Genomic DNA, 21,462 nt, shown 5'->3' on the forward strand with positions numbered 1-21,462 from the left:
GGCTGAACTCGCTTTCGTTCGCGACTGCGGGGCTCCGCTTCGCTGCACTCCTCGCGCTCACCGGTCCGTACCTTTCAGGGTGGTCTCCTGCGCGGTCAACTCCCGCACCGGCAGGATGTCCGGCGTGCTTCGCTCGGAGAGCCGGCCGTCCGGCAGTCGGGCCGGGGTGGCCACCGAGGACGAGGTCGCGAAGACGCCGGGGCCCGGCTTGGGGCCGGGGTAGTTACCCGGCGCGAAACGGGCCTTCATCGTCGACACCTGGTCGACCTTGTCCTCCTTGCGGCGCTCGATGTGCGCGAGCACCATGGCACCGACCGCCGCGGTGATCAGCAGCGCCGAGGTCAGCTCGAACGCGAAGACGTACTTGGTGAAGAGCAGTCGGGCGATGCCCTGCACGTTGCCCTCCGCGTTGGCCTGCTCCAGGCCGACAGCGGTCGTCCCCTGCAGCGCCCGGTAGAGCGCGCCGCCGACCAGGCCGGCGAAGCCCAGCCCCAGCACGATCGCGGCGACCCGCTGGCCACGCAACGTCTCGATCAGCGAGTCGGTGGAGTCCCGGCCGACAAGCATCAGCACGAAGAGGAAGAGCATCATGATCGCGCCGGTGTAGACGATGATCTGCACCATGCCGATGAACGGCCCGGCCTGGAGCACGTAGAACACGCCCAGGCAGAGCATGGTGAGCACCAGCCAGAGCGCGGAGTGCACAGCGTTGCGCGCGGCCACCATCCCGATCGCGCCGACGAGCGCGAGCGGCCCGAGGATCCAGAAGGTGACCTCCTCGCCGCCGGACACCCCACCCGCCGCGGCCAGCACCGTAGACGTGGTCATGCTTTCTCTCCCTTGCCGGCCGCGACGCGCTGGGCGGCCTGCTCGGCGCCCGGGAACGTCACGCCGGGGTGCTCCTCGACCTGGTAGCGGCCGGGGCCCATCGGGGACGTCTCCGCACCGGCGGAGGTGCCCGGGTTGTCCAGCGCGCCGACGTAGTAGTCCTTCTCGCTGTCGCCCAGCCGCATCGGGTGCGGCGGCTGCTCCATGCCCTCGAGCAACGGCGCGAGCAGCTGCTCCTTGGTGAAGATCAGGTCCTGCCGGTTGTCCCGGGCCAGCTCGTACTCGTTGCTCATGGTGAGCGACCGGGTCGGGCAGGCCTCGATGCACAGCCCGCAGAAGATGCACCGGGCGTAGTTGATCTGGTAGATGCTGGCGTACCGCTCACCCGGCGAGAAGCGCTGCTCGTCGGTGTTGTCGCCACCCTCGACGTAGATCGCGTCCGCCGGGCAGGCCCAGGCGCACAGCTCGCAGCCGATGCACTTCTCCAGGCCGTCCGGGTGCCGGTTGAGGATGTGCCGCCCGTGGTAGCGCGGCGCCGACACCGGCGGCTTGAACGGATAGTCGGTGGTGACGACCTTCCTGAACATGTGCGAGAAGGTGACACCGAATCCCTTGAACGTTCCGGTGATCGCGCCCACGTCACACCTCCCTGGAGTCCGAGCCGGCAACGATGTTGGCCGGCTCCCGCTCGGCGACCACGCGCGTGATACGCGGGCTCGGTGGTACCTGAAGATCCATCGGCGGCAGCGGGAAGCTCCCGTGCGGCCGGTTGTCGACCTGTTCCTGCGTCGTCGGCTTCGGCTTCGGCTTCCGGCTGGGCCAGAAGATCGTGGCGATCAGCAGGATGCCGGCCGGAATCCCGACGGCGATCACCTTGCCGCGGGTGTCCCAGTCCTCGATGGAGCGCAGGCCCGACAGGACCAGGATCCAGACCAGGTTGATCGGCAGCAGCACCTTCCAGCCGAGCCGCATGAACTGGTCGTACCGCAGCCGGGGCAGGGTGCCGCGCAGCCACACGAAGACGAAGACCAGCGCGATCACCTTGCCGAAGAACCAGAGCATCGGCCACCAACCGGAGTTGGCGCCCTCCCAGATGGTGATCGGCCAGGGCGCCCGCCAACCGCCCAGGAACAGCGTGGTGGTGACAGCGGACATGGTCACCATCGCGACGTACTCGCTGAGCATGAAGAGCGCGAACTTCAGCGAGCTGTACTCGGTCATGAAGCCGGCGACCAGCTCGGACTCGGCCTCGGGCAGGTCGAACGGCGCCCGGTTGGTCTCACCCACGGTGGCGATGAAGAAGATGATGAAGCTCGGCAGCAGCAGGATCGCGTACCAGCCCGGGGCCGGGATGGTCTGGCCGAAGACGGTCAGCTGGGTGCCGTCGCCCTGAGCGGCGACGATCCCGCTGGTGCTCATCGTGCCGGCGGTCATGAAGACCGCCACGATGCTGAGCCCCATGGCGACCTCGTAGGAGATCATCTGGGCGCTCGACCGTAGACCACCCAGCAGCGGGTACGTCGAGCCGGAGGCCCAGCCACCCAGCACGATGCCGTAGACGCCCATCGAGGAGCAGGCGAGCAGCAGCAGCACCGCCACCGGCACATCGGTGACCTGCAACGGCGTGTGGTGACCGAAGATGCTCACCATCGGGCCGAACGGCACCACCGACAGGGCGGTGACCGCGCAGATCACCGAGATGGTCGGGGCGAAGAAGTAGACGACCTTGTCGGCCGCCTTCGGCAGGATGTCCTCCTTGAAGGCCATCTTCAGGCCGTCGGCGAGGGTCTGCAGCAGGCCGAACGGGCCGACCTGGTTGGGGCCTGGCCGCACCTGCATGTAGCCGACCACGCGCCGTTCGAACCAGACGCCGAGCAGGGTGGCCAGCAGACCGAAGGCGAACGCGAAGACAATCTTGCCGAGGACCAGCCACCACGGATCCCGACCGAAGTCGGCAAGCGTCGGATCCTGGGCCAGGTAGATCGGACTCACTGTGCCCGCCTTTCGTTCGCGACTGCGGGGCTCACTCGCTGCGCTCGTTCACTCCTCGCACTCACTGGTTACCCCCAGAACTGAGGAGCGGACCCGGGAGACCGGTCTCGTCGGCCGCCACACGTCCGGCCGGGATGGCCGTACCCGTTGCGGGGACGGAGATCCGGACGACCGCGCCGGACGTCGCCCCGAGGCTGCGCCGCACTGTCGAGCCGGGTGAGTTGGTCGGCAGCCAGACCACGCCGTCCGGCATCTCGGTGAGTTCCGCCGGCAGGGTCAGCGCCCCCCGGTCAGTGCCGACAGTGACCGCGTCACCGTCGACCACACCGAGCGCCTCGGCGGTGCCCTTACCCAGCCGGACCACCGGCGGACGGGCGGTTCCGGCGAGGTTCTCGTCGCCCTCGGTCAGGGTGCCGAGGTCCACCAGCTGGTGCCAGGTGGCCAGCACGGCCTCCCCGGCCTTCGGCTCCGGCACCCGGCCCGGCGCTACCGACGGCGCGGTCGGTCGGGACATCCGCGTCGCCGGCAGCGTGGCCAGCTCGCGACGCACGCTCAGCACGTCGGCAGTGCCGAGGCGCACGTCGAGCAGCGCTGCCAGTGCGTCGAGCACCCGGCCGTCGGTCATCGCGGCGGTGTTCAGCACCGCCTCGAACGGGCGCAGCCGACCCTCCCAGTCCAGGAAGCTGCCGGCCTTCTCGGCCACCGGGGCGACAGGCAGCACCACGTTCGCGCGCCGGGTCACCGCGCTGGCGCGCAGTTCGAGGCTGACCAGGAACGGCACCGCGTCCAGGGCGGCCTCCGCCAGTCGCGGGTCGGCCAGGTCGGCCGGGTCGACACCGCCGACGACCAGCGCGCCGAGCTGCCCGTTGGCGGCCGCGCTCAGGATGCCGTCGGTGTCCCGGCCGGCCTGGCTCGGGATCACCCCGGCCGGGATGTCCCACGCCTCACCCAGCTCGGCCCGGGCGGCCGGCTCGGTGACCAGCCGTCCACCGGGGAGCAGGTTGGGCAGGCAACCCGCGTCGACAGCGCCGCGGTCACCCGCGCGCCGCGGCACCCAGGCCAACTTCGCGCCGGTACGCCGGGCCACGTCGGCCGCGGCGGAGAGCCCACCCGGCACGGAGGCCAACCGCTCACCGACGATCAGGATCGCGCCCGGTGCGCTCAGCGCCTCGCTGACAGTGGCGTGCTCGGCGAGCACGCTGGCCTCCTCGCCCGGAACCACCCGGGCCAGCTTGGCACCGAGCTTCTCCAGGCCGCGGGTGGCGAAGGGCGCCAGCGCGTACACCGTCAGGGTCTTCTTCAGGTACGCCTTGCGCAGGCGCAGGAAGAGGATCGGGCACTCCTCCTCGGGCTCCAGGCCGACAAGCACCACCGCCGGCGCGTTCTCCACGTCGGTGTAGGTGACGTCGGTGACCCCGGCGACCGAGCTGGCCAGGAAGTCGGCCTCCTCGCGAGAGACCGGCCGGGCCCGGAAGTCGATGTCGTTCGTGTTCAACGCGACCCGGGCGAACTTGGCGTACGCGTACGCGTCCTCGACGGTCAGCCGACCGCCGGTGAGCACCGCCGTGCCCTGCCCGCTCTCCCGCGCGATGTGCAGCCCCTCGGCGGCGACGGTGAGCGCCTCGCTCCAGGACGCCTCGCGCAGCTCACCGGTGTGCTCGTCGCGGACCAGCGGAGTGGTCAGCTGGTCGGCGGCGCGGGTGTACTGGAAGCCCCAGCGGCCCTTGTCGCAGTTCCACTCCTCGTTCACCGCGGGCTCGTCGCCGGCCAGCCGGCGCAGCACCTTGCCACGCCGCCAGTCGGTGCGCTGCCCGCAGCCGGCAGAGCAGTGCTCGCAGACGCTCGGGCTGGAGACCAGGTCGAACGGCCGGGCGCGGAAGCGGTACTGGGCACCGGTCAGCGCGCCCACCGGGCAGATCTGGACGGTGTTGCCGGAGAAGTAGGAGTTGAACGGAACGTCGCCGGCGTCGCCCTCCTCGCCGTACGCGTCGTCCCGGTAGATGTTGATTTCCTCGGCGGACGACCGGCCCATCAGGTCGATGAACTTGTCGCCGGCGATCTCCTCGGAGAACCGGGTGCACCGCTGACAGAGGACACACCGCTCGCGGTCCAGCAGCACCTGGCTGCTGATCGCCATCGGCTTCTCGTACTCCCGCTTGTGCTCGTGGAAGCGCGAGTCGGTGCGGCCAGTGGACATCGCCTGGTTCTGGAGCGGGCACTCGCCGCCCTTGTCACACATCGGGCAGTCCAGCGGGTGGTTGAGCAGCAGCAGCTCCATCACCCCCTCCTGCGCCTTCTTGGCCACCGGAGAGGTGATCTGGGTCCGCACGACCATGCCGTCGGCGACGGTCTGGGTGCAGGAGGCCACCGGCTTGCGCTGCCCCTCCACCTCGACCAGGCACTGCCGGCAGGCGCCGGCCGGGGCCAGCAGCGGGTGGTCGCAGAACCGGGGGATCTCGGTGCCCATCTGCTCGGCGACCCGGATCAGCAGCGTCCCCTTGGGGGCGGTGACCTCGACGCCGTCGATGGTGAGGGTGACGGTCTCGGGGGCCTTTACGACGTCAGTCATCAGAGCCGCCCTCCATTCGCGACTGCGGGACTCGCAAGCTCGTTCCTCGCGCTCATCAGTGCGCCCCCACCAGTTGCTTGTCCGACAGCTTCGGCGCGGTACGTCCCTCGATGTAGTCGAGGTAGTCCTGCTTGAAGTACTGCAGCGAGGAGGTCACCGAGCTGGTCGCGCCGTCACCCAGGCCGCAGAACGAGCGGCCGAGGATGTTGTCGCAGGTGTCCAGCAGGGTGTCCAGGTCTTCGTGGGTGCCCTGACCGGCGAGGATCCGCCGGTAGACGCGGACCATCCAGTAGTTGCCCTCACGGCACGGGGTGCACTTGCCGCACGACTCGTGGTGGTAGAACTCCAGCCACCGGTACGTCGCGTAGACCGGGCAGTCCTGGTCGGAGAAGATCTGGGTGGCAGTGGTGCCGAGGATCGAGCCGGCCGCCGCCACCCCCTCGAAGTCCAGTGGCACGTCCAGGTGCTCGGCGGCGAGCAGCGGGGTGGACGAGCCGCCCGGGGTCCAGAACCGCAGGTTGTGGCCGGGCTGCATGCCACCGGCCAGCTCCAGCAGCTCGCGCAGCGTGACACCCATCGAGCACTCATACTGGCCCGGGTTGGCGACCCGGCCGGAGAGCGAGTAGATCATCGGCCCGGAGGACTTCTCGGTGCCCATGCTCTTCCACCAGTCGGCCCCACCGAGCACGATCGGCGGCACGCTGGCGATGGTGCCGACGTTGTTCACCACAGTCGGGCTCGCGTACAGGCCGTGGGTGGCCGGGAACGGCGGGCGCAGCCGGGGCTGACCCCGGAACCCCTCCAGCGAGTCCAGCAGCGCCGTCTCCTCGCCGCAGATGTACGCCCCGGCGCCGGAGTGCACCACCAGCTCCAGGTCGTAGCCGCTGCGCAGGATGTTCCGGCCCAGGTAACCCTTGTCGTACGCCTCCTGGACCGCGTTGCGCAGCCGGCGCGCGGCGTGCACCGCCTCGCCCCGGATGTAGATGTAGGCGCGGGCGGCCCGGATCGCGTACGACGCGATGATCACGCCCTCGACCAGCGCGTGCGGGTCGTGGGTCATCAGCGGCAGGTCCTTGCAGGTGCCCGGCTCGCCCTCGTCGGCGTTGACCACCAGGTAGTGCGGCTTACCGTCGCCCTGCGGAATGAAGCCCCACTTGAGGCCGGTGGGGAAGCCTGCGCCACCTCGGCCCCGCAGCCCGGAGTCCTTGATGAGCTGGATCAGGTCGTCCGGGTGGGCCTTGAGCGCCTTGCGCAGCGCGGCGTAGCCGTCCAGCTGCTCGTACGTGCCGATCTGCCAGGCGTCCGGCGACAGCCAGCGCTTGGTCAGCACCGGCGTCAGCTTGGCCAGCGTCTCCGGGCGGGGAGTGGTCACTTCTGGGCCCCCGTTTCGTTCGCGTCCGCCGGTCCGGCGCCGTCGGCGTCCGTCCCAGCCTTCGCTTCGGTGAGGTTGCGCTCCTGCGCCCCGGCCTCGTCGCCGGCGGGCTTGCCGTCGCCGGCCGGCGCGTTGGCCGCCACGCCGGCGGCCTCGGCCGCCCGCGCGTCGCCAGCCTCGGGCGCGGTGCCGGTGCCGTCCGTCGGGACCTTGGTGCCGGGGGCGTCCGGCACTGCGGTGCCCGCGTCCGGCTGCCGGGTCTCGGCGGTACGCACCTGCGGCGACTTGTCGTCCGGTGCCTTGACGTCCCGCGTGGTGCTGCCGGTGGCGTCTGCCGGCTTCGCCGGCCCGGTGGCGTCTGCCGGCTTCGCCGGCTCGGCGACCCCGGCCGCCCCCGTCGGGGCGGACGCCCCGTCGCCGCCCTTGACCGGCGCCGCACTGGCCTCGACGGGCGCCGGCTTGGCGGCCTCCGCCTTCGCCTTCGCCTCAGCGGCGGCCTTGTCGGCCTCGGCCTTGCTGCGGATCGGGGTGTTCGGGTCGAAGCCCGGCACGGAGACGCCGTGCTGCTGGGCCAGTCGCAGCCCGCGCAGGGTGGGCTCGCCCGGCCCGCCGTCGGCGACCGCGCCGTCACGCTCGTCGGCGAAACCGGCGAGCTGCACCGCCATCTCCTTGAGGGTGCAGAGCCGGGCGCCCCGGGTCGGCATCGGCCGGCCACCGGCCCGCAGCTCGTCGACCACACCGACAGCGGTGGAGGCGTCCACGCCGTCGAAGAAGTCGTAGTTGACGGTCATCACCGGGCCGTAGTCGCACGCCGCCAGGCACTCGGCGTGCTCCAGCGTGATCGTGCCGTCCGCTGTGGTCTCGTCGTGCCCGACGCCCAGGTGCTCGGCAAGGGTGTCGTAGACCTCCTGGCCGCCGAGCACGTTGCACATCGTGTTGGTGCAGACGCTGACCAGGAAGTCACCGGTCGGCTTGCGCTTGTACATCGTGTAGAAGGTGGCCACCGCGCCGACCTGGGCCTTGTTCAGCCCCAGCACCTCCGCGCAGAAGGCCACCCCGGCCGGGGAGACGTACCCCTCTTCGGCCTGCACCAGGTGCAGCAGCGGCAGCAACGCCGAGCGGGACCGGTCCGCCGGGTAACGGGCGATGATCTCGCGCGCCCGCTCCCGGGTCTCGTCAGTGAAAGTCGTCGTCATCGGTCACAACCACCCATCACGGGGTCCAACGAGGCGCCGCCGGCGATCACGTCGGCGATCAGGCCGCCCTCGGCCATCGCCGGGAGGGCCTGCAGGTTGACGAAGCTCGGCTCCCGGTAGTGCACCCGGTAGGGCCGGGTGCCGCCGTCGGAGACCGCGTGGACGCCCAACTCGCCGCGGGGCGCCTCGATGGCGACGTACACCTGGCCGGGCGGGACCCGGAAGCCCTCGGTCACCAGCTTGAAGTGGTGGATCAGCGACTCCATCGACTGACCCATGATCTTCGCGACGTGCTCCAGCGAGTTGCCCATGCCGTCCACGCCGATGGCCAGCTGCGCCGGCCAGGCGATCTTGCGGTCGGCGACCATCACCGGGCCCGGGCGGAGCCGGTCCAGTGCCTGCTCGACAAGCTTCATCGACTCCCGGATCTCGGCGAGCCGGACCTGGTAGCGGCCCCACACGTCACCGTCGGGGTGGGTCGGCACGTCGAACTCGTACGTCTCGTAGCCGCAGTACGGCATGGTCTTGCGCAGGTCCCAGGCGAGGCCTGCGGAACGCAGCACCGGGCCGGTGATGCCGAGGGCCACGCAGCCGGTGACGTCCAGCACCGCGACGTTCTTCGTCCGCTCGGTCCAGATCGGCTGGCCGGAGAGAAGGTCCTCGTACTCCTTGAGCTTCTTCGGCATCATCTTGAGGAACTCGCGGATCTTGACGATCGCGTCGTCCGGCACGTCCTGCGCCACACCGCCCGGCCGGACGTACGCGTGGTTCATCCGCAGACCGGTGATGGTCTCGAAGATGTCGAGGATGTACTCCCGCTCGCGGAAGCCGTACAGCATGATCGAGATCGCGCCCAGCTCCATGCCGGTGGTGGCCAGCCAGACCAGGTGCGACGAGATCCGGTTGAGCTCCATCATCAGCACGCGGATCGTGGTGGCCCGCTCGGTGATGTCGTCGGTGATGCCGAGCAGCTTCTCGACCGCGAGGGCGTACGCCGTCTCGTTGAAGATCGGGGCGAGGTAGTCCATCCGGGTCACGAACGTCGAACCCTGGACCCAGTTGCGGTATTCGAGGTTCTTCTCGATGCCGGTGTGCAGGTAGCCGACGACCGAGCGGGCCTCACGGACCGTCTCGCCCTCCAGCTCCAGGATCAGCCGCAGCACCCCGTGCGTGGACGGGTGCTGCGGACCCATGTTGACCACGATCCGCTCGTCGTTGATCGGGTCGGTGCCCGCGACGATCGTGTCCCAGTCCCCACCGGTGACGGTGAAGACCCGGCCCTCGTCGGTCTCGCGCTCGCTGGCGTAGTTCGACGTCGTCACTGGTACGACCTCCGCTCGTTCGGCGGTTGGATCTCCGCGCCCTTGTACTCGACGGGGACGCCGCCGAGCGGGTAGTCCTTGCGCTGCGGGTGGCCCTCCCAGTCGTCCGGCATCAGGATCCGGGTCAGGCTGGGGTGGCCGTCGAAGACGATGCCGAACATGTCGTACGCCTCGCGCTCCTGCCAGTCCGCAGTCGGGTAGACGGCGGTCACGCTGGGCAGGTGCGGGGCCTCGACGGAGACCGCGGCCTCCAGCCGGACCCGCCGCCGGTACGTCATCGAGGTGAGCAGGTAGACCACGTGCAGCCGGCGTTCGTCGGCGCCCAGGTAGTCCACGCCGGACACCGAGGAGCACAGCTCGAACCGCAGCGCCAGGTCGTCCCGCATCACCTGGCAGACCTCGGCGATCCGCTCCGGGCGTACGTGCAGGGTCAGCTCACCCCGGTCGACCACTACCTTCTCGATCGCGTCACCGAAGGCCGGGTACGCCTCCTCCAGCGCGTCGCGGACCTCGTCGAAGTAGCCCCCGTACGGGCGGGACGCCTCCTCGATGGGCTGGCGCTGGCGGACCAGGCCGCCGTAACCGGACACGTCGCCGGTGCCCTGGTTGCCGAACATCCCGCGACCGGCCGGGCTGGCCGGCGGAAGCTCGGCGGGGGCACCACTGGTGGCGCCGGCCGGCACCACCGGCACCGGCACCCCGCCGTCGTTTGGCTTGTCCGTGGGTGACGTCATTTCGGGCCTACCTGCGGGTGGAGGTGGTTCTGAGCGTTCATCCAGTTCTCGATGCGCAGCTGCTCCTCGCGGCCCTCGCGGACCGCCCGGGTCCACTCGGCGCGCCGCGCCTTGTCGCTGCGGTACGAGGAGGGCATCGAGCCGTAGGGCACTACCGGAACGTCACCGCGCTCCTGGCGGGCAGCGAGCATCTTGCGACCGTTCGGGCCCAGCGGCTCGTACATGATCTTCTCGCGGAGCTTGAGGATCGCGTCGATGAGCATCTCCGGCCGGGGCGGGCAGCCGGGGAGGTACATGTCGACCGGCACCACGTGGTCGACGCCCTGCACGATCGCGTAGTTGTTGAACATGCCGCCGCTGCTGGCGCAGACGCCCATCGAGAGCACCCAGCGCGGCTCGGCCATCTGGTCGTAGATCTGGCGCAGCACCGGGGCCATCTTCTGACTCACCCGGCCGGCCACGATCATCAGGTCGGCCTGCCGGGGCGACGCCCGGAAGACCTCCATGCCCCAGCGGCCCATGTCGTAGTGCGGACCACCGGCGGCCATCATCTCGATGGCGCAGCAGGCCAGGCCGAAGGTGGCGCCCCACACGGACGACTTCCGAGACCAGTTGACCAGCTTCTCCACCGAGGTGAGCAGGACGCCGGCGGGAAGCTTCTCCTCGATGCCCATCTGACGTTCCTTCCTCAGTCCCAGTCCAGGCCGCCGCGCCGCCACACGTAGGCGTACGCAACGAAGACCGCGACGATGAACAGGACCATCTCCACGAAGCCGAAGATCGGCAGAGCGTCGAACGAGACCGCCCAGGGGTAGAGGAAGATGATCTCGATGTCGAAGACGATGAAGAGCATCGCCGTCAGGTAGAACTTGATCGGGAACCGCCCGCCGCCGACCGGCTGCGGGCTGGGCTCGATGCCGCACTCGTAAGCCTCGAGTTTGGCCTTGTTGTAGCGACGGGGACCGGCGAAGCGGGCGGCGCCAACGGAAAACAGCGAGAACGCCGCGGCGAGGGCGAACAGCCCGATGATCGGTGCGTAAGGCGAGAGCGACATCGTTTTCTCCTGCTCGTCCTTCCCTGCCCTCGGTGCTTGACGAAAATCACACTATTCACGTCCCTCGCAGTGGCAGTCGGCGGGGGTCGATCTTTGTCGGCATCGGGGCTGTGACCAGCACCGATGCCGTCCTACTTATACGGCTGGGGCTGCCTTCGTCATCGCGTTGATGACCCGGTCCATCGCATCCCCGCCACGCGGGTCGGTCAGGTTGGCCAACAGCTTGAGGACGAAACGCATCAGCGTCGGGTGCGGCATGCCGTGTTTGGTGGCGATCCGCATGATCTCCGGGCGGCCGATCAGTTTCACGAAGATGCCGCCCAACCGGTAGTAACCGCCGAGTCGGGCCTTCAGCTCGTTCGGGTACGCCATCAGCGCCCGCTCCCGCTCCGGGCCGGCCGGCCGGGCGAGGGCCTGGACCATGGCCTCCGCGGCCAGTTCGCCGGACTCCATCGCGTACGCGATGCCCTCACCGTTGAACGGGTTGACCATGCCGCCCGAGTCACCGACCAGCAGCACGCCACGGGTGTAGTGCGGCACCCGGTTGAAGCCCATCGGCAGCGCAGCACCGAGGATCGGGCCGTCGGCGTTCGTCTCGTCGGTCATCCCCCAGTCTTCCGGGGTGTTGGCGAGCCAGTCGGTGAGCAGCCGGCGGTAGTTGGTCTTGCCGAACGCCGAGGACGAGTTGAGCACGCCGAGGCCGACGTTGACCCGCCCGTCACCGAGGCCGAAGATCCAGCCGTACCCGGGCAGCAGGTTGTCGCCGCTGTCCTTGCTGCGCAGCTCCAGCCAGGACTCCAGGTAGTTGTCCTCGTGCTTGGCCGGCGAGCGGTAGTAGCGGCGGACGGCCACGCCGATCGGCCGGTCCTCCCGCTTGGCCAGCCCGAGCGCGAGCGGGAAGCGGCCGGAGACGCCGTCCGCCGCGACGACCAGCGGGGCACGGAAGGTGGTGGGCTCCTTGCCCGGACCGACCTCCGCCTCGACACCGGTGACGCGGCCATCGTCGTCGAGCACCGGGCCCAGGACGTTGACGCTGGTCCGCAGCTTCGCGCCGGCGGCCACCGCCCGCTGGGCGAGCAGGTCGTCGAAGTCCAGTCGGGTGCGCACCAGACCGTAGTTGGGGAAGCTGGCCAGCTCCGGCCAGTCCAGTTCGAGGCGCACCCCACCACCGATGACCCGCAGGCCGCGGTTGTGCAGCCAGCCGGCCTCGGGCGAGGTGTCCACACCCATCCGGATGAGCTGGCGCACCGCGCGCGGGGTCAGCCCGTCGCCGCAGACCTTCTCCCGGGGGAACTCGGTCTTCTCCAACAACAGCACCCGTACGCCGTGCCGGGCCAGGTGGTACGCAGTCGCTGATCCACCGGGACCGGCGCCCACGACAATGACGTCGGCGTCGTGTTCCACCGCGGTCATTCGCGCCTCCTCCCGCACGCTCGTGAAATGCTTCACAAGCCAGACGGGACGAGTGTATGACCGGCGTCATACCAGCGCAGGATCAGGGGTACCTAACTCGCCGATGTGACAGCCCACCACCGTCCACAGCAGTCAGGTGTCAGGTCGAGCTGGCGGCGTCCAGGCCCGCGTCGACCCGGATCGTCTCCGGCAGATGCTCCCGGAGCGCTCCGCCCGCCGCGCGGTCCAGCGCCGCCAACACCTCGGCGACCACCTGCCGGACCTCCACCGGGTCGGCCCCGGCCAACTCGCGCAACTGGGCGATGAGTTCGGCCGCGTCGTCGTCGGTGGCGGCCACCGGGTCCGCCGGGTCTGCTCCGGTCATGCGATCGAGCGTACGGGGCAAAGTGGACTAAAGGCTGATATTAGCGAAACCTGACTAATGTCCGTGCCCGGTGGTGCGGTCCGTCCGCTACTCGCGGATCCCCCGGTGCAGGGCCACCACACCACCGGTCAGGTTGCGCCACGCCACGCGCCCCCACCCGGCCGCGGCCACCCGGCCGGCCAGCGCGGACTGCGCCGGCCAGGCCCGAACCGACTCGGCGAGATAGACGTACGCCTCGGGGTTGCTCGACACCGTGCGGGCCACCGCCGGCAACGACCGCATCAGGTACGACAGGTAGACCGTCCGGAAGACCGGGTTGACCGGGGTGCTGAACTCGCAGACCACCAGCCGGCCCCCCGGCCGGGTCACCCGGGCCAGCTCACGCAGCGCCGCGTCGGTGTCGTTGACGTTGCGCAACGCGAAGGAGATGGTCACCGCGTCGAAACTGGCGTCGGCGAACGGCAGCCGCAGCGCGTCTCCGGCCAGCAGCGGCACCTCGGGCCGGGCCCGCTTACCGGTGTGCAGCATGCCCAGCGACAGGTCGACCCCGACCGCGTACGCCCCGGACTGGGCCAGCTCGCGCGTCGAGACGCCGGTGCCCGCGCCCACGTCCAGCACCCGCTCGCCCGGCCGCAGCCCGAGCGCCGCCCGGGTGGCCCGGCGCCAGGAGCGGTCCTGGCCCAGCGAGATCACCGTGTTGGTCAGGTCGTAACGCTCTGCCACGCCGTCGAACATCGCGGCGACCTCGTGCGGCTGCTTGTCCAGACTGGCGCGCTGGCCCTGCGGGGTACGGCTCACCCCTTCACTCTGCCAGCCGCCCGCCAACCGACGCTCGCTGGGTGGCGCGGCACGCACCCGTACGCGAAAGGGCGGGGTGGTCGCCCACCCCGCCCTCACGTCGTGCCTGCGTTCGTGACACCTCGGTCAGAACGCCTGTTGCCATCGCGACCCGTCGCGGTCGCGCCTCTTCCGCGCGCCCCGGTCAGGGCGTCGGTGTCAGTCGGTCGACTTCTCGTCGGCCGGCGAAACCAGGACCACCTTGCGGCGACGGGTGAGCACCAGCAGCACCCCGCCCACGAGCAGGATGACGATGCCGATCCCACCGATCAGGCCGACCTGCACACCGGTCACCGGCAGGCCGCCACCGCCCGTGCCGCCACCGCCGGAGCCGCCACCGGCGCCCGGCGAGACGGTGGTGCCCGGCGTCGGCGTACCGCTCGGGTTCGGCGTCGGGCTGGCCGTCGCGGTCTGGGTGGCCGTCGCGGTCGGGGTCGGCGTGACCGTCGGGGTCGGCGTCGGGGTCGGCGTCTCCGTCGGGGTGACCGTCGGCGTCAGGGTGACCGTCGGCCTCGGCGTCGGCGTCTCCGTCGGGGTCGGGGTCTCCGTCGGGGTCGGCGTCATCGTCGGCCTCGGCGTCTCCGTCGGGGTGACTGTCGGCGTCGGCGTCGGCGTGACCGTCGGCGTCGGCGTCTCCGTCGGCGTGACCGTCGGCGTCGGAGTCGGCGTTGGCGTCTCCGTCGGGGTCGGCGTCTCCGTCGGCGTGACCGTCGGGGTCGGGGTCGGCGACCCGGTCGGCGTGAGCGTCGGCGTCGGCGTCGGCGAATCCGTCGGCGTGACCGTCGGCGTCGGAGTCGGGTCCACGGCCAGGTCGACGAAGACGTCGAAGATCGCCTGGTTGTCGCCCTCGTCGACCTCGGTGAAGGCCTTCCGCTGAGCGGTGCTGGCCCGTCGCGGCTGCTCCTCGGGCTTGCCGGCTGCCGCGTCCAGACCGTGCGCCACCAGCTCGCCGACCCGCAGCACCGGCTCGGTGACGTCAGCGCCGACTGTCACCTTGATGTCCGCCGTGTAGTAGTCACCGGGCCGGATCACCGCGCCGTCGTCCTGGCAGAGCGCCTGAGCGACGCCGAAGGTCTGCGTGATGCAGGTGTCCGGCAGGGTGTCGAAGGTGACGCCCGCCGGCAGGGTCAGCACGTAGGCGAGGCCGGTGGCCTTACGGCTGCCGTCGTTGTAGACCGCCCAGTCGACAGGCACCGTCTCGCCCGGCCGCACCGGCCGCAGGTTGGGGTCGTCGCCGTTGACGCCGTTCAGCACGACGTTCGCGTTGACGTCCTGCACCCAGCTGGTCAGGTCGTACCCCGGCTCGGTGACGGTGATGTCGTGCTCGACCCTGTTGTCTTCCTCGTTGGGGTCCTCGGTGGCCGAGCGGATGGTGACCACCAGGGTGCCGGCGGCGCCCTTACCACCGGTGGAGAAGATCGGAATACCGAAGTCCTCGCTGGTGCCGGCGGCCAGGTCGCCGAGGCGGCAGGTGAACTTCTTGCCGTTCACCCGGCAGCCGTCGGGCACCACGACCCGGACCTTGTTCGTCTTCAGCTTGCTGGTGTCCACCGTGTAACTGACACCCTTGGCGTCTTCCTCGCTCCGGGTGTTGTCGACAGTGAACTTGAACGGCTTGCTCCTGGCCTCCGTGACACCCTTGGCCAGGTTGTAGCTGAGCGGCACCAGAGCCAGATCGGCCTCCTCGGCCGCCAGCACTGGGGCGGCCACGGCGGCGATGCCGCCGGCCGCCAGCAGCGCCACGACACTGGCGCGAACCAGCGTCGAGCGGTGGAACGCTGTCATCAGTCCCCCGGGGGTAGGGAAGAAAGAATGGTTGCGGAACGAGCGGACGCTATCGGAGGCCGATCTTCCACGCCAGCAGGCGGACCCGTTTTCAGCCGTCCGGTTTGAGCTGGGCAGACAGTACGGGCGGGATGGTCACCCATCCCGCCCGTACTGCCGTGCGTTATATGAACGACCCGCAGCGGGCCGATGGAGGACAGCCCCATCCGTCGACGGTGGTGACGGATATGAGCCGGGACGCTAGCCGCCGACGATCATCTCCACCAGCCCCGCACCGGACAGCCTGACGCTGCGGCGGCCGGGACCACCCGTACCGCCGGGGTGATCCGGCGGGAGCATGAGCGTCGATCAGCCGAACGGTCGGGTGTCGACAGTCAGCTGACGTCGACCAGGGGGAGGGACTTCCCCGCGCCGCCGCCGGGCAGCGCGATCGAGGAGAAGTGCGAGACCACCCGCTCGTCGGTCGGGTCGTCGGCTGGCGTGTGGTGCACGGCGAGCCGGTTGTAGAGGGTGTCGCGCTGGGCGGGGATCCGGTCCGCGGAGCGGATCATGCCGATCAGCTCGTGCAGGTTGGAGCGGTGCCGGGCACCGGCGGAGGAGATGACGTTCTCCTCCAGCATGATCGAGCCGAGGTCGTCCACGCCCATGTGCAGCGCGAGCTGCCCGACGTCCTTGCCGGTGGTCAGCCAGGACGCCTGGAGGTGCGGCACGGTCTCGAAGAAGAGCCGGGCCACCGCGACCAGCCGCAGGTATTCCAGCGTGGTCGCCTGGGTGCGGCCCTTCAGGTGGTTGTTCTCCGGCTGGTACGTCCACGGGATGAAGGACCGGAACCCGCGGGTGCGGTCCTGCACGTCCCGGATCATGCGCAGGTGCTCGATCCGCTCGGCGTGCGTCTCGCCGGTGCCCATCATCATGGTGGCTGTCGACTCGATGCCCTGCCGGTGGGCCAGCTCCATGACCTCCAGCCAGCGCTCGCCCGACTCCTTGAGGGGCGCGATGGCCTTCCGGGGGCGCTCGGGCAGCATCTCCGCGCCGGCGCCGGCGATCGAGTCCAGGCCGGCGGTCTTGATCCGGGCGATGGCCTCGTCCAGGCTCACCCCGGAGACCTTGGCCATGTGCAGGATCTCGCTGGGGCCGATCGAGTGGATGACCAGCTGCGGGTACGCCTGCTTGACCGAGGAGAACAGCTCCTCGTAGTACTCCACGCCGTAGTCCGGGTGGTGCCCGCCCTGGAGCATCACCTGGGTGGCGCCCAGCTCGACCGCCTCGCCGCACCGGCGCAGGATCTCCTCGGTCGGGTGGGTCCACCCTTCCTTGTGCTTGGGCGCGCGGTAGAAGGCGCAGAACTTGCACGCCGTCACGCAGACGTTCGTGTAGTTGATGTTGCGGTCGATCAGGTACGTGACGACGTTGTCCGGGTAGCGTCGCCGACGCACCGCGTCCGCCGCCTCGCCCAACGCGTGGAAGGGCGCCTCGGTGTAGAGCAGCAGCGCCTCCTCGGGCGTGATCCGCCCGCCGTCCGCGCCGCGCTGCAGGATGTCGTCGATCTCCCGGCTCACCGTCACACCCCGAGCCTACGTCGGCCCACCCGACTCGACCGCCGGACCCCGGTGGGGTGCGGCACGTCCCACAGCCGCCGTCAGCTCTCGCGTACCTCGACGTGTATGCCGTAGCTGTCCCGTAGCTCCGCCGCAAGCTCCGGCCCCGCCCACGCCGGCACGTACGCCTCCCACCACGGACGCTCGGAGCCCCCCGGCATCGGCTGCTCGGAGAGCAGCGCTCGAAACCGCTCGTCCGCCGCCCCGATCCGCTCCCGGACCCACCCCATCTGCGGAAAGCCGAACAACCGTTCGTCGGTCAGTACCCTCTCGATGGCGTCCCGGATGCTGAGGTCGGACCAGTACTCGTCGAGGATGTCGTCGTAGCCCTCCTCGCAGAACTCGACGAACTGCTCCCACCCCTCCACGTAGCTGGTCGGACGCCGTCCTCCGGTGACCTCGGCGAACCGCTCGACGAACTCCCTGTCGTTCGGCGCCGTCATGCGTCGTAGTCGACAGTGAGCTTGTCGGTGGTCGGGCTGGACTGGCAGGTCAGCACGTAGCCGGCGGCCAGCTCGTCGGGCTCCAGCGCGTAGTTGCGGGCCATCGTGACCGCCCCGTCGACGACCTTCGCCTTGCAGGTCGAGCAGACGCCACCCTTGCAGGCGTACGGCAGCTCGCCGCGCACCTTCAACGCGGCGTCAAGCACCCGTTCCTCGCGGCCCATGGTGAAGCTCGACGACCTTCCGTCCAGCACGATGGTCACCTCGGCCCCGGCGCCCGCCTGCTCGACGGGTCGGCGCACCGGCTCCGGCGGCGTGTCGACGTGGAACAGCTCGGTGTGCACCGCCGACTCGGGCAGCCCGCGTGCGGTCAGCACGTCCCGGACGTCGACCACCATGCCGTACGGGCCGCAGAGGAACCACTCCTCGATCAGGTCGCCCGGCACGATGGTGCCCAGCAACCGGCTCAGTCGCTCGGCGTCGATCCGACCGGAGAGCAGCGGCGACTCGCCCTGTTCCCGGGAGAGGACGTGCACCAGGTGCAGCCGGGTGGGGTAACGGTCCTTCAGGTCGGCCAACTCCTCGGCGAACATCACGGTGTTCGCCGTGCGGTTGCCGTACACGAGGGTGAAGGTGCTGGCCGGCTCGACGGCCAGGGCGGTCGCGACCAGCCCGAGCACCGGCGTGATGCCGGAGCCGGCGACGACCGCGCCGTAGTGCCGCACCCGGTCCGGCGCGAACGCCGTGGTGAAGGTGCCCAGCGGCGGCAGCACCTCGACGGTGTCGCCCCCGCGCAGCGCCCCGCAGGCGAACGCCGAGAAGGCGCCGCCGGGGATCTCCCGCACCCCGATCCGCAACCGGCCGTGCCGGGCCAGGTCGTCGGGGGTGGAGCAGATCGAGTACGACCGGCGCACGTCCGCGCCGTCCTCAGCGACTCGCCGCACGGTGAGGTGCTGGCCGGCGCGGAACGCGAAGGTCTCCCGCAGTTCCTCGGGTACGGCGAAGGTCACCGCCACGGAGTCGTCGGTGACCCTGTCGACGGCGGCGACGGACAACGGGTGGAAGACCGGCCGGCGGCGAACCGGGCGGGTGATGGTGACAGTCACAGCGCCTTCAGGTGGTCGAAGGGTTCGGAGCAGGAACGGCACCGCCACAACGCCTTGCACGCTGTGGAACCGAACCGGCTGACCTGCTCGGTCTCCGGTGAACCGCACTGCGGGCAGCGGACCGCGAGCGTCACTGACACGACGCCGGCGGTGCGTACCGGGGCCGGCGGGGCGATCCCGGCGGCGGCGAGCTTGGCCCGCCCACCCTCGGAGATCCAGTCGGTGCTCCACGGTGGGCTGTAGACGGTCCGGACCTCAGCGTCAGGGTGGCCGGCGGCGGCGAGCGCGCGGCGGATGTCGGCCCGGATCACGTCCATCGCCGGGCAACCGGTGTAGGTCGGGGTGATGGTGACGGTGACCCGGCCAGTGGCCGGATCCTCCTCGACCGCGCGCAGGATTCCCAGCTCGTCGATGGTGATGACCCGGATCTCCGGGTCCACGACGCTGGCGGCGGCCGTCCTCGCGTCACTCACCACCTAGCTCCGGGGTGGGCGCGGTGCAGCACCTGCATCTCGGCGAGCAGGTAGGCCAGGTGCTCGGTGTGCACACCGGTCCGCCCGCCGGCCGGGGCCCAGGCACCATCCGGCTGGGTGAGCGTCGCCTCGGCCAGCACCGGGCCGACGACCTCGTCGAACGCCGGCCGCACTGTCGCCGGGTCGACCGGCGCCGCCGGGTCCGCGGCGAACAGCTCGTGGGTGTACGGCCACACCTGGTCGACGGCCGCCTGCATCCGACGGTGCGACTCCTCGGTGCCGTCACCGAGCCGCTTCACCCACAGCGCGCCGTGGTCCAGGTGGTACGCCGACTCCTTGCGCGCCTTCGCGCCGATCGCGGCCAACCGCTCGTCCGCGCAACCGGCCAGCGCGGTGTACAGCGGCAGTTGGTACGCCGCCAGGAAGAACAGCTTCGCCATCGTTACCGCGAAGTCGCCGTTGGGCAGCTCGACCAGTAGCGCGTTGCGGAACTCGCGGTCGTCGCGCAGGTACGCCAGCGCGTCCTCGTCGCGCCCGGCGCCCTCCAGCTCGCCCGCGTACGACAGCAGCAGGCGCGCCGCGCCGAGCTGGTCGAGGGCGATGTTGGCCAGCGCGATGTCCTCTTCCATCTCCGGGGCACGAGTGGTCCACTCGGCCAACCGCTGGGCCGCGACCAACGCGTCGTCGGCGAGAGCGAGGGTGAAGTCGAAGGGCCCGTTCACGCCGTCACCTCGCTGCTCTCGCTGGTTCGCTCGCTCACAGGTGGGCCACCCCGTCCGGCACCTCGTAGAAGGTGGGGTGGCGGTAGACCTTGTCGGCGGCCGGGTCGAAGAAGGCATCCTTCTCGTCCGGGCTGGACGCGGTGATCGCGCTGGCCGGCACCACCCAGATCGACACGCCCTCCTGGCGGCGGGTGTAGAGGTCACGGGCGTTGCGCAGAGCAAGCTCGGCGTCGGGGGCGTGCAGGCTGCCGACGTGGGTGTGCGACAGCCCGCGCCGGGCCCGCACGAAGACCTCCCACAAAGGCGAATGACTCGTCATGCCGGGTTGCTCGGCTTGCTCGCTACGCTCGCTCACGCGGCCACCGCCTCCTTCTGTCCCGCCCGCTTCGCGGCGTACGCCGCGGCGGCCTCGCGTACCCAGCTGCCGTCGGCGTGCGCGGCCCGGCGGTGCGCGATCCGTTCCCGGTTGCACGGCCCGTTGCCGGAGATCACGCGCATCAGCTCGTCGTAGTCCGGCTGGGTGTAGTCGTACGCCTGCCGCTCGTCGTTCCAGCGCAGGTCGGCGTCGGGGATGCGCAGCCCGAGGATCTCGGCCTGCTGGACGCACATGTCGACGAAGCGTTGCCGCAGGTCGTCGTTCGAGAAGCGCTTGATCTTCCAGGCCATCGACTGGGCGGAGTGCGTGGAGTCGCCGTCCGGCGGGCCGAACATGGCCAGCGACGGGTACCACCAGCGGTCCACCGCCTCCTGGGCCATCGCCTGCTGCTCGGGGGTGCCGTGCGCCAGCGTGTGCAGGATCTCGTAGCCCTGCCGCTGGTGGAACGACTCCTCCTTGCAGACCCGGATCATCGCTCGGGCGTACGGGCCGTAGGAGCAGCGGCAGAGCGGCACCTGGTTGACGATCGCCGCGCCGTCCACCAGCCACCCGATGGCGCCCACGTCGGCCCAGCTGAGGGTGGGGTAGTTGAAGATCGAGCTGTACTTCTGGCGGCCGTCGAGCAGCAGTTGGACCAGCTCGTCGCGGCTGATGCCGAGGGTCTCGGCGGCGGCGTAGAGGTAGAGGCCGTGACCCGCCTCGTCCTGCACCTTGGCCAGCAGGATCGCCTTGCGCTTGAGCGACGGCGCCCGGCTGATCCAGTTGCCCTCCGGCTGCATGCCGATGATCTCGGAGTGGGCGTGCTGGGCGATCTGCCGGATCAGCGTGCGCCGGTACGCGTCGGGCATCCAGTCGCGGGGCTCGATCTTCTGCTCGGCGTCGACCACCTCGGCGAAGTACGCCGCCAGGTCCTCGTCCGGCGCGGGCCCGCCGCGCCGCCCGCGCGCCGCCGCTGCCCGCAGCTCGGCCTCGGCGGCCTCGACCTCGCCCAGCAGGCCGCCGGGCGAGTCGTCCGGGGCGCCGTTCGGGGCGGAGAAGTCGTTGCCATACATGAGGCTAAGTGTTACAGCTTGCGCCGCGTTGCACCAGGGGGTGTAACAGGAATCCGCCCATCCCATCTGTAAGCGGATGAGTGCTTTGTGCTACCTGAGGGCCGACAGTTCGCCGTGACGTAGGCCACGAAACAAAGGTGAATCACTGCAAAAACCTCATACCGGCCCCATATCCCGCCTTTATCCCAGGTTGCCTAGTGTCGAACCCTGGCGGTCCGCCGGTCCG

20 protein-coding genes and 1 pseudogene are annotated in these 21,462 nt (G+C 70.3%); all 21 read right to left on the bottom strand.

Translation table 11 applies throughout. The features are described 5' to 3' along the window. Positions 1 to 57: 57 nt before the first annotated feature. The gene (locus tag OH804_RS26270; protein ID WP_196920666.1) at positions 58 to 828 is read right to left on the bottom strand and encodes an NADH-quinone oxidoreductase subunit J; all 771 of its coding nucleotides are present in this window, start codon (positions 826 to 828) and stop codon (positions 58 to 60) included. Beyond that, positions 825 to 1,466 (bottom strand): NADH-quinone oxidoreductase subunit NuoI, encoded by a 642-nt coding sequence (nuoI, locus tag OH804_RS26275; protein WP_196920665.1) that lies wholly within the window; start codon positions 1,464 to 1,466, stop codon positions 825 to 827. The genes OH804_RS26270 and nuoI overlap by 4 nt, the downstream gene beginning before the upstream one ends. A 1-nt stretch (position 1,467) precedes the next feature. Continuing rightward, positions 1,468 to 2,820 (bottom strand): NADH-quinone oxidoreductase subunit NuoH, encoded by a 1,353-nt coding sequence (gene nuoH, locus OH804_RS26280; RefSeq protein WP_112585692.1) that lies wholly within the window; start codon positions 2,818 to 2,820, stop codon positions 1,468 to 1,470. A 61-nt stretch (positions 2,821 to 2,881) separates the two neighbouring features. Next, positions 2,882 to 5,389, bottom strand: coding sequence for an NADH-quinone oxidoreductase subunit G (locus OH804_RS26285; RefSeq protein WP_406060161.1), 2,508 nt, complete (start codon positions 5,387 to 5,389; stop codon positions 2,882 to 2,884). 55 nt (positions 5,390 to 5,444) lie between these two features. Further along, on the bottom strand, positions 5,445 to 6,761 hold the full coding sequence (gene nuoF, locus OH804_RS26290; protein ID WP_196920662.1) for an NADH-quinone oxidoreductase subunit NuoF: 1,317 nt from the start codon (positions 6,759 to 6,761) through the stop codon (positions 5,445 to 5,447). Continuing rightward, on the bottom strand, positions 6,758 to 7,957 hold the full coding sequence (nuoE, locus tag OH804_RS26295; protein ID WP_196920661.1) for an NADH-quinone oxidoreductase subunit NuoE: 1,200 nt from the start codon (positions 7,955 to 7,957) through the stop codon (positions 6,758 to 6,760). Before nuoE ends, nuoF begins: the two co-directional genes overlap by 4 nt. Continuing rightward, positions 7,954 to 9,279 carry an NADH-quinone oxidoreductase subunit D gene (locus OH804_RS26300; RefSeq protein ID WP_196920660.1) on the bottom strand — a complete coding sequence of 442 codons (1,326 nt, stop codon included), beginning with the start codon at positions 9,277 to 9,279 and terminating at the stop codon, positions 7,954 to 7,956. Before OH804_RS26300 ends, nuoE begins: the two co-directional genes overlap by 4 nt. Further along, on the bottom strand, positions 9,276 to 10,013 hold the full coding sequence (locus tag OH804_RS26305; protein WP_196920659.1) for an NADH-quinone oxidoreductase subunit C: 738 nt from the start codon (positions 10,011 to 10,013) through the stop codon (positions 9,276 to 9,278). Before OH804_RS26305 ends, OH804_RS26300 begins: the two co-directional genes overlap by 4 nt. Then, positions 10,010 to 10,687 (bottom strand): NADH-quinone oxidoreductase subunit B family protein, encoded by a 678-nt coding sequence (locus OH804_RS26310; protein ID WP_088986765.1) that lies wholly within the window; start codon positions 10,685 to 10,687, stop codon positions 10,010 to 10,012. The genes OH804_RS26305 and OH804_RS26310 overlap by 4 nt, the downstream gene beginning before the upstream one ends. A gap of 14 nt (positions 10,688 to 10,701) precedes the next feature. Then, positions 10,702 to 11,067: an NADH-quinone oxidoreductase subunit A gene (locus OH804_RS26315; protein ID WP_007454588.1), complete on the bottom strand. Its 366-nt coding sequence runs from the start codon at positions 11,065 to 11,067 to the stop codon at positions 10,702 to 10,704. 135 nt (positions 11,068 to 11,202) lie between these two features. Continuing rightward, entirely contained in the window at positions 11,203 to 12,480 is a 1,278-nt protein-coding gene (locus tag OH804_RS26320; RefSeq protein WP_406060165.1) for a geranylgeranyl reductase family protein, read from the bottom strand. A gap of 139 nt (positions 12,481 to 12,619) precedes the next feature. After that, positions 12,620 to 12,844 (bottom strand): hypothetical protein, encoded by a 225-nt coding sequence (locus OH804_RS26325; RefSeq protein WP_196920657.1) that lies wholly within the window; start codon positions 12,842 to 12,844, stop codon positions 12,620 to 12,622. A gap of 87 nt (positions 12,845 to 12,931) precedes the next feature. After that, a complete protein-coding gene (locus tag OH804_RS26330; RefSeq protein WP_196920656.1) occupies positions 12,932 to 13,642 on the bottom strand; it encodes a demethylmenaquinone methyltransferase in 711 nt (236 codons plus the stop codon). Positions 13,643 to 14,380: 738 nt separating this feature from the next. After that, positions 14,381 to 15,466, bottom strand: a pseudogene (locus OH804_RS26335) (cell wall anchor protein); the annotation flags it as partial. 374 nt (positions 15,467 to 15,840) lie between these two features. Then, positions 15,841 to 17,031 (bottom strand): cyclic dehypoxanthinyl futalosine synthase, encoded by a 1,191-nt coding sequence (gene mqnC, locus OH804_RS26340; protein WP_196920655.1) that lies wholly within the window; start codon positions 17,029 to 17,031, stop codon positions 15,841 to 15,843. Between the two features lie 74 nt (positions 17,032 to 17,105). Then, positions 17,106 to 17,507 (bottom strand): hypothetical protein, encoded by a 402-nt coding sequence (locus OH804_RS26345; RefSeq protein ID WP_406060168.1) that lies wholly within the window; start codon positions 17,505 to 17,507, stop codon positions 17,106 to 17,108. Then, entirely contained in the window at positions 17,504 to 18,613 is a 1,110-nt protein-coding gene (paaE, locus tag OH804_RS26350; protein WP_406060170.1) for a 1,2-phenylacetyl-CoA epoxidase subunit PaaE, read from the bottom strand. Before paaE ends, OH804_RS26345 begins: the two co-directional genes overlap by 4 nt. After that, entirely contained in the window at positions 18,610 to 19,086 is a 477-nt protein-coding gene (paaD, locus tag OH804_RS26355) for a 1,2-phenylacetyl-CoA epoxidase subunit PaaD (protein ID WP_406060172.1), read from the bottom strand. The genes paaE and paaD overlap by 4 nt, the downstream gene beginning before the upstream one ends. Continuing rightward, entirely contained in the window at positions 19,083 to 19,808 is a 726-nt protein-coding gene (paaC, locus tag OH804_RS26360) for a 1,2-phenylacetyl-CoA epoxidase subunit PaaC (protein WP_406060174.1), read from the bottom strand. Before paaC ends, paaD begins: the two co-directional genes overlap by 4 nt. Positions 19,809 to 19,842: 34 nt before the next feature. Continuing rightward, a complete protein-coding gene (gene paaB / locus OH804_RS26365) occupies positions 19,843 to 20,163 on the bottom strand; it encodes a 1,2-phenylacetyl-CoA epoxidase subunit PaaB (protein ID WP_406060176.1) in 321 nt (106 codons plus the stop codon). Next, positions 20,160 to 21,236, bottom strand: a complete 1,077-nt coding sequence (gene paaA / locus OH804_RS26370; RefSeq protein WP_406060178.1) for a 1,2-phenylacetyl-CoA epoxidase subunit PaaA — start codon at positions 21,234 to 21,236, stop codon at positions 20,160 to 20,162. Before paaA ends, paaB begins: the two co-directional genes overlap by 4 nt. Positions 21,237 to 21,462 lie beyond the last annotated feature (226 nt).

The organism is Micromonospora sp. NBC_00860 (assembly GCF_045207375.1).
Lineage (GTDB): Bacteria > Actinomycetota > Actinomycetes > Mycobacteriales > Micromonosporaceae > Micromonospora > Micromonospora vinacea.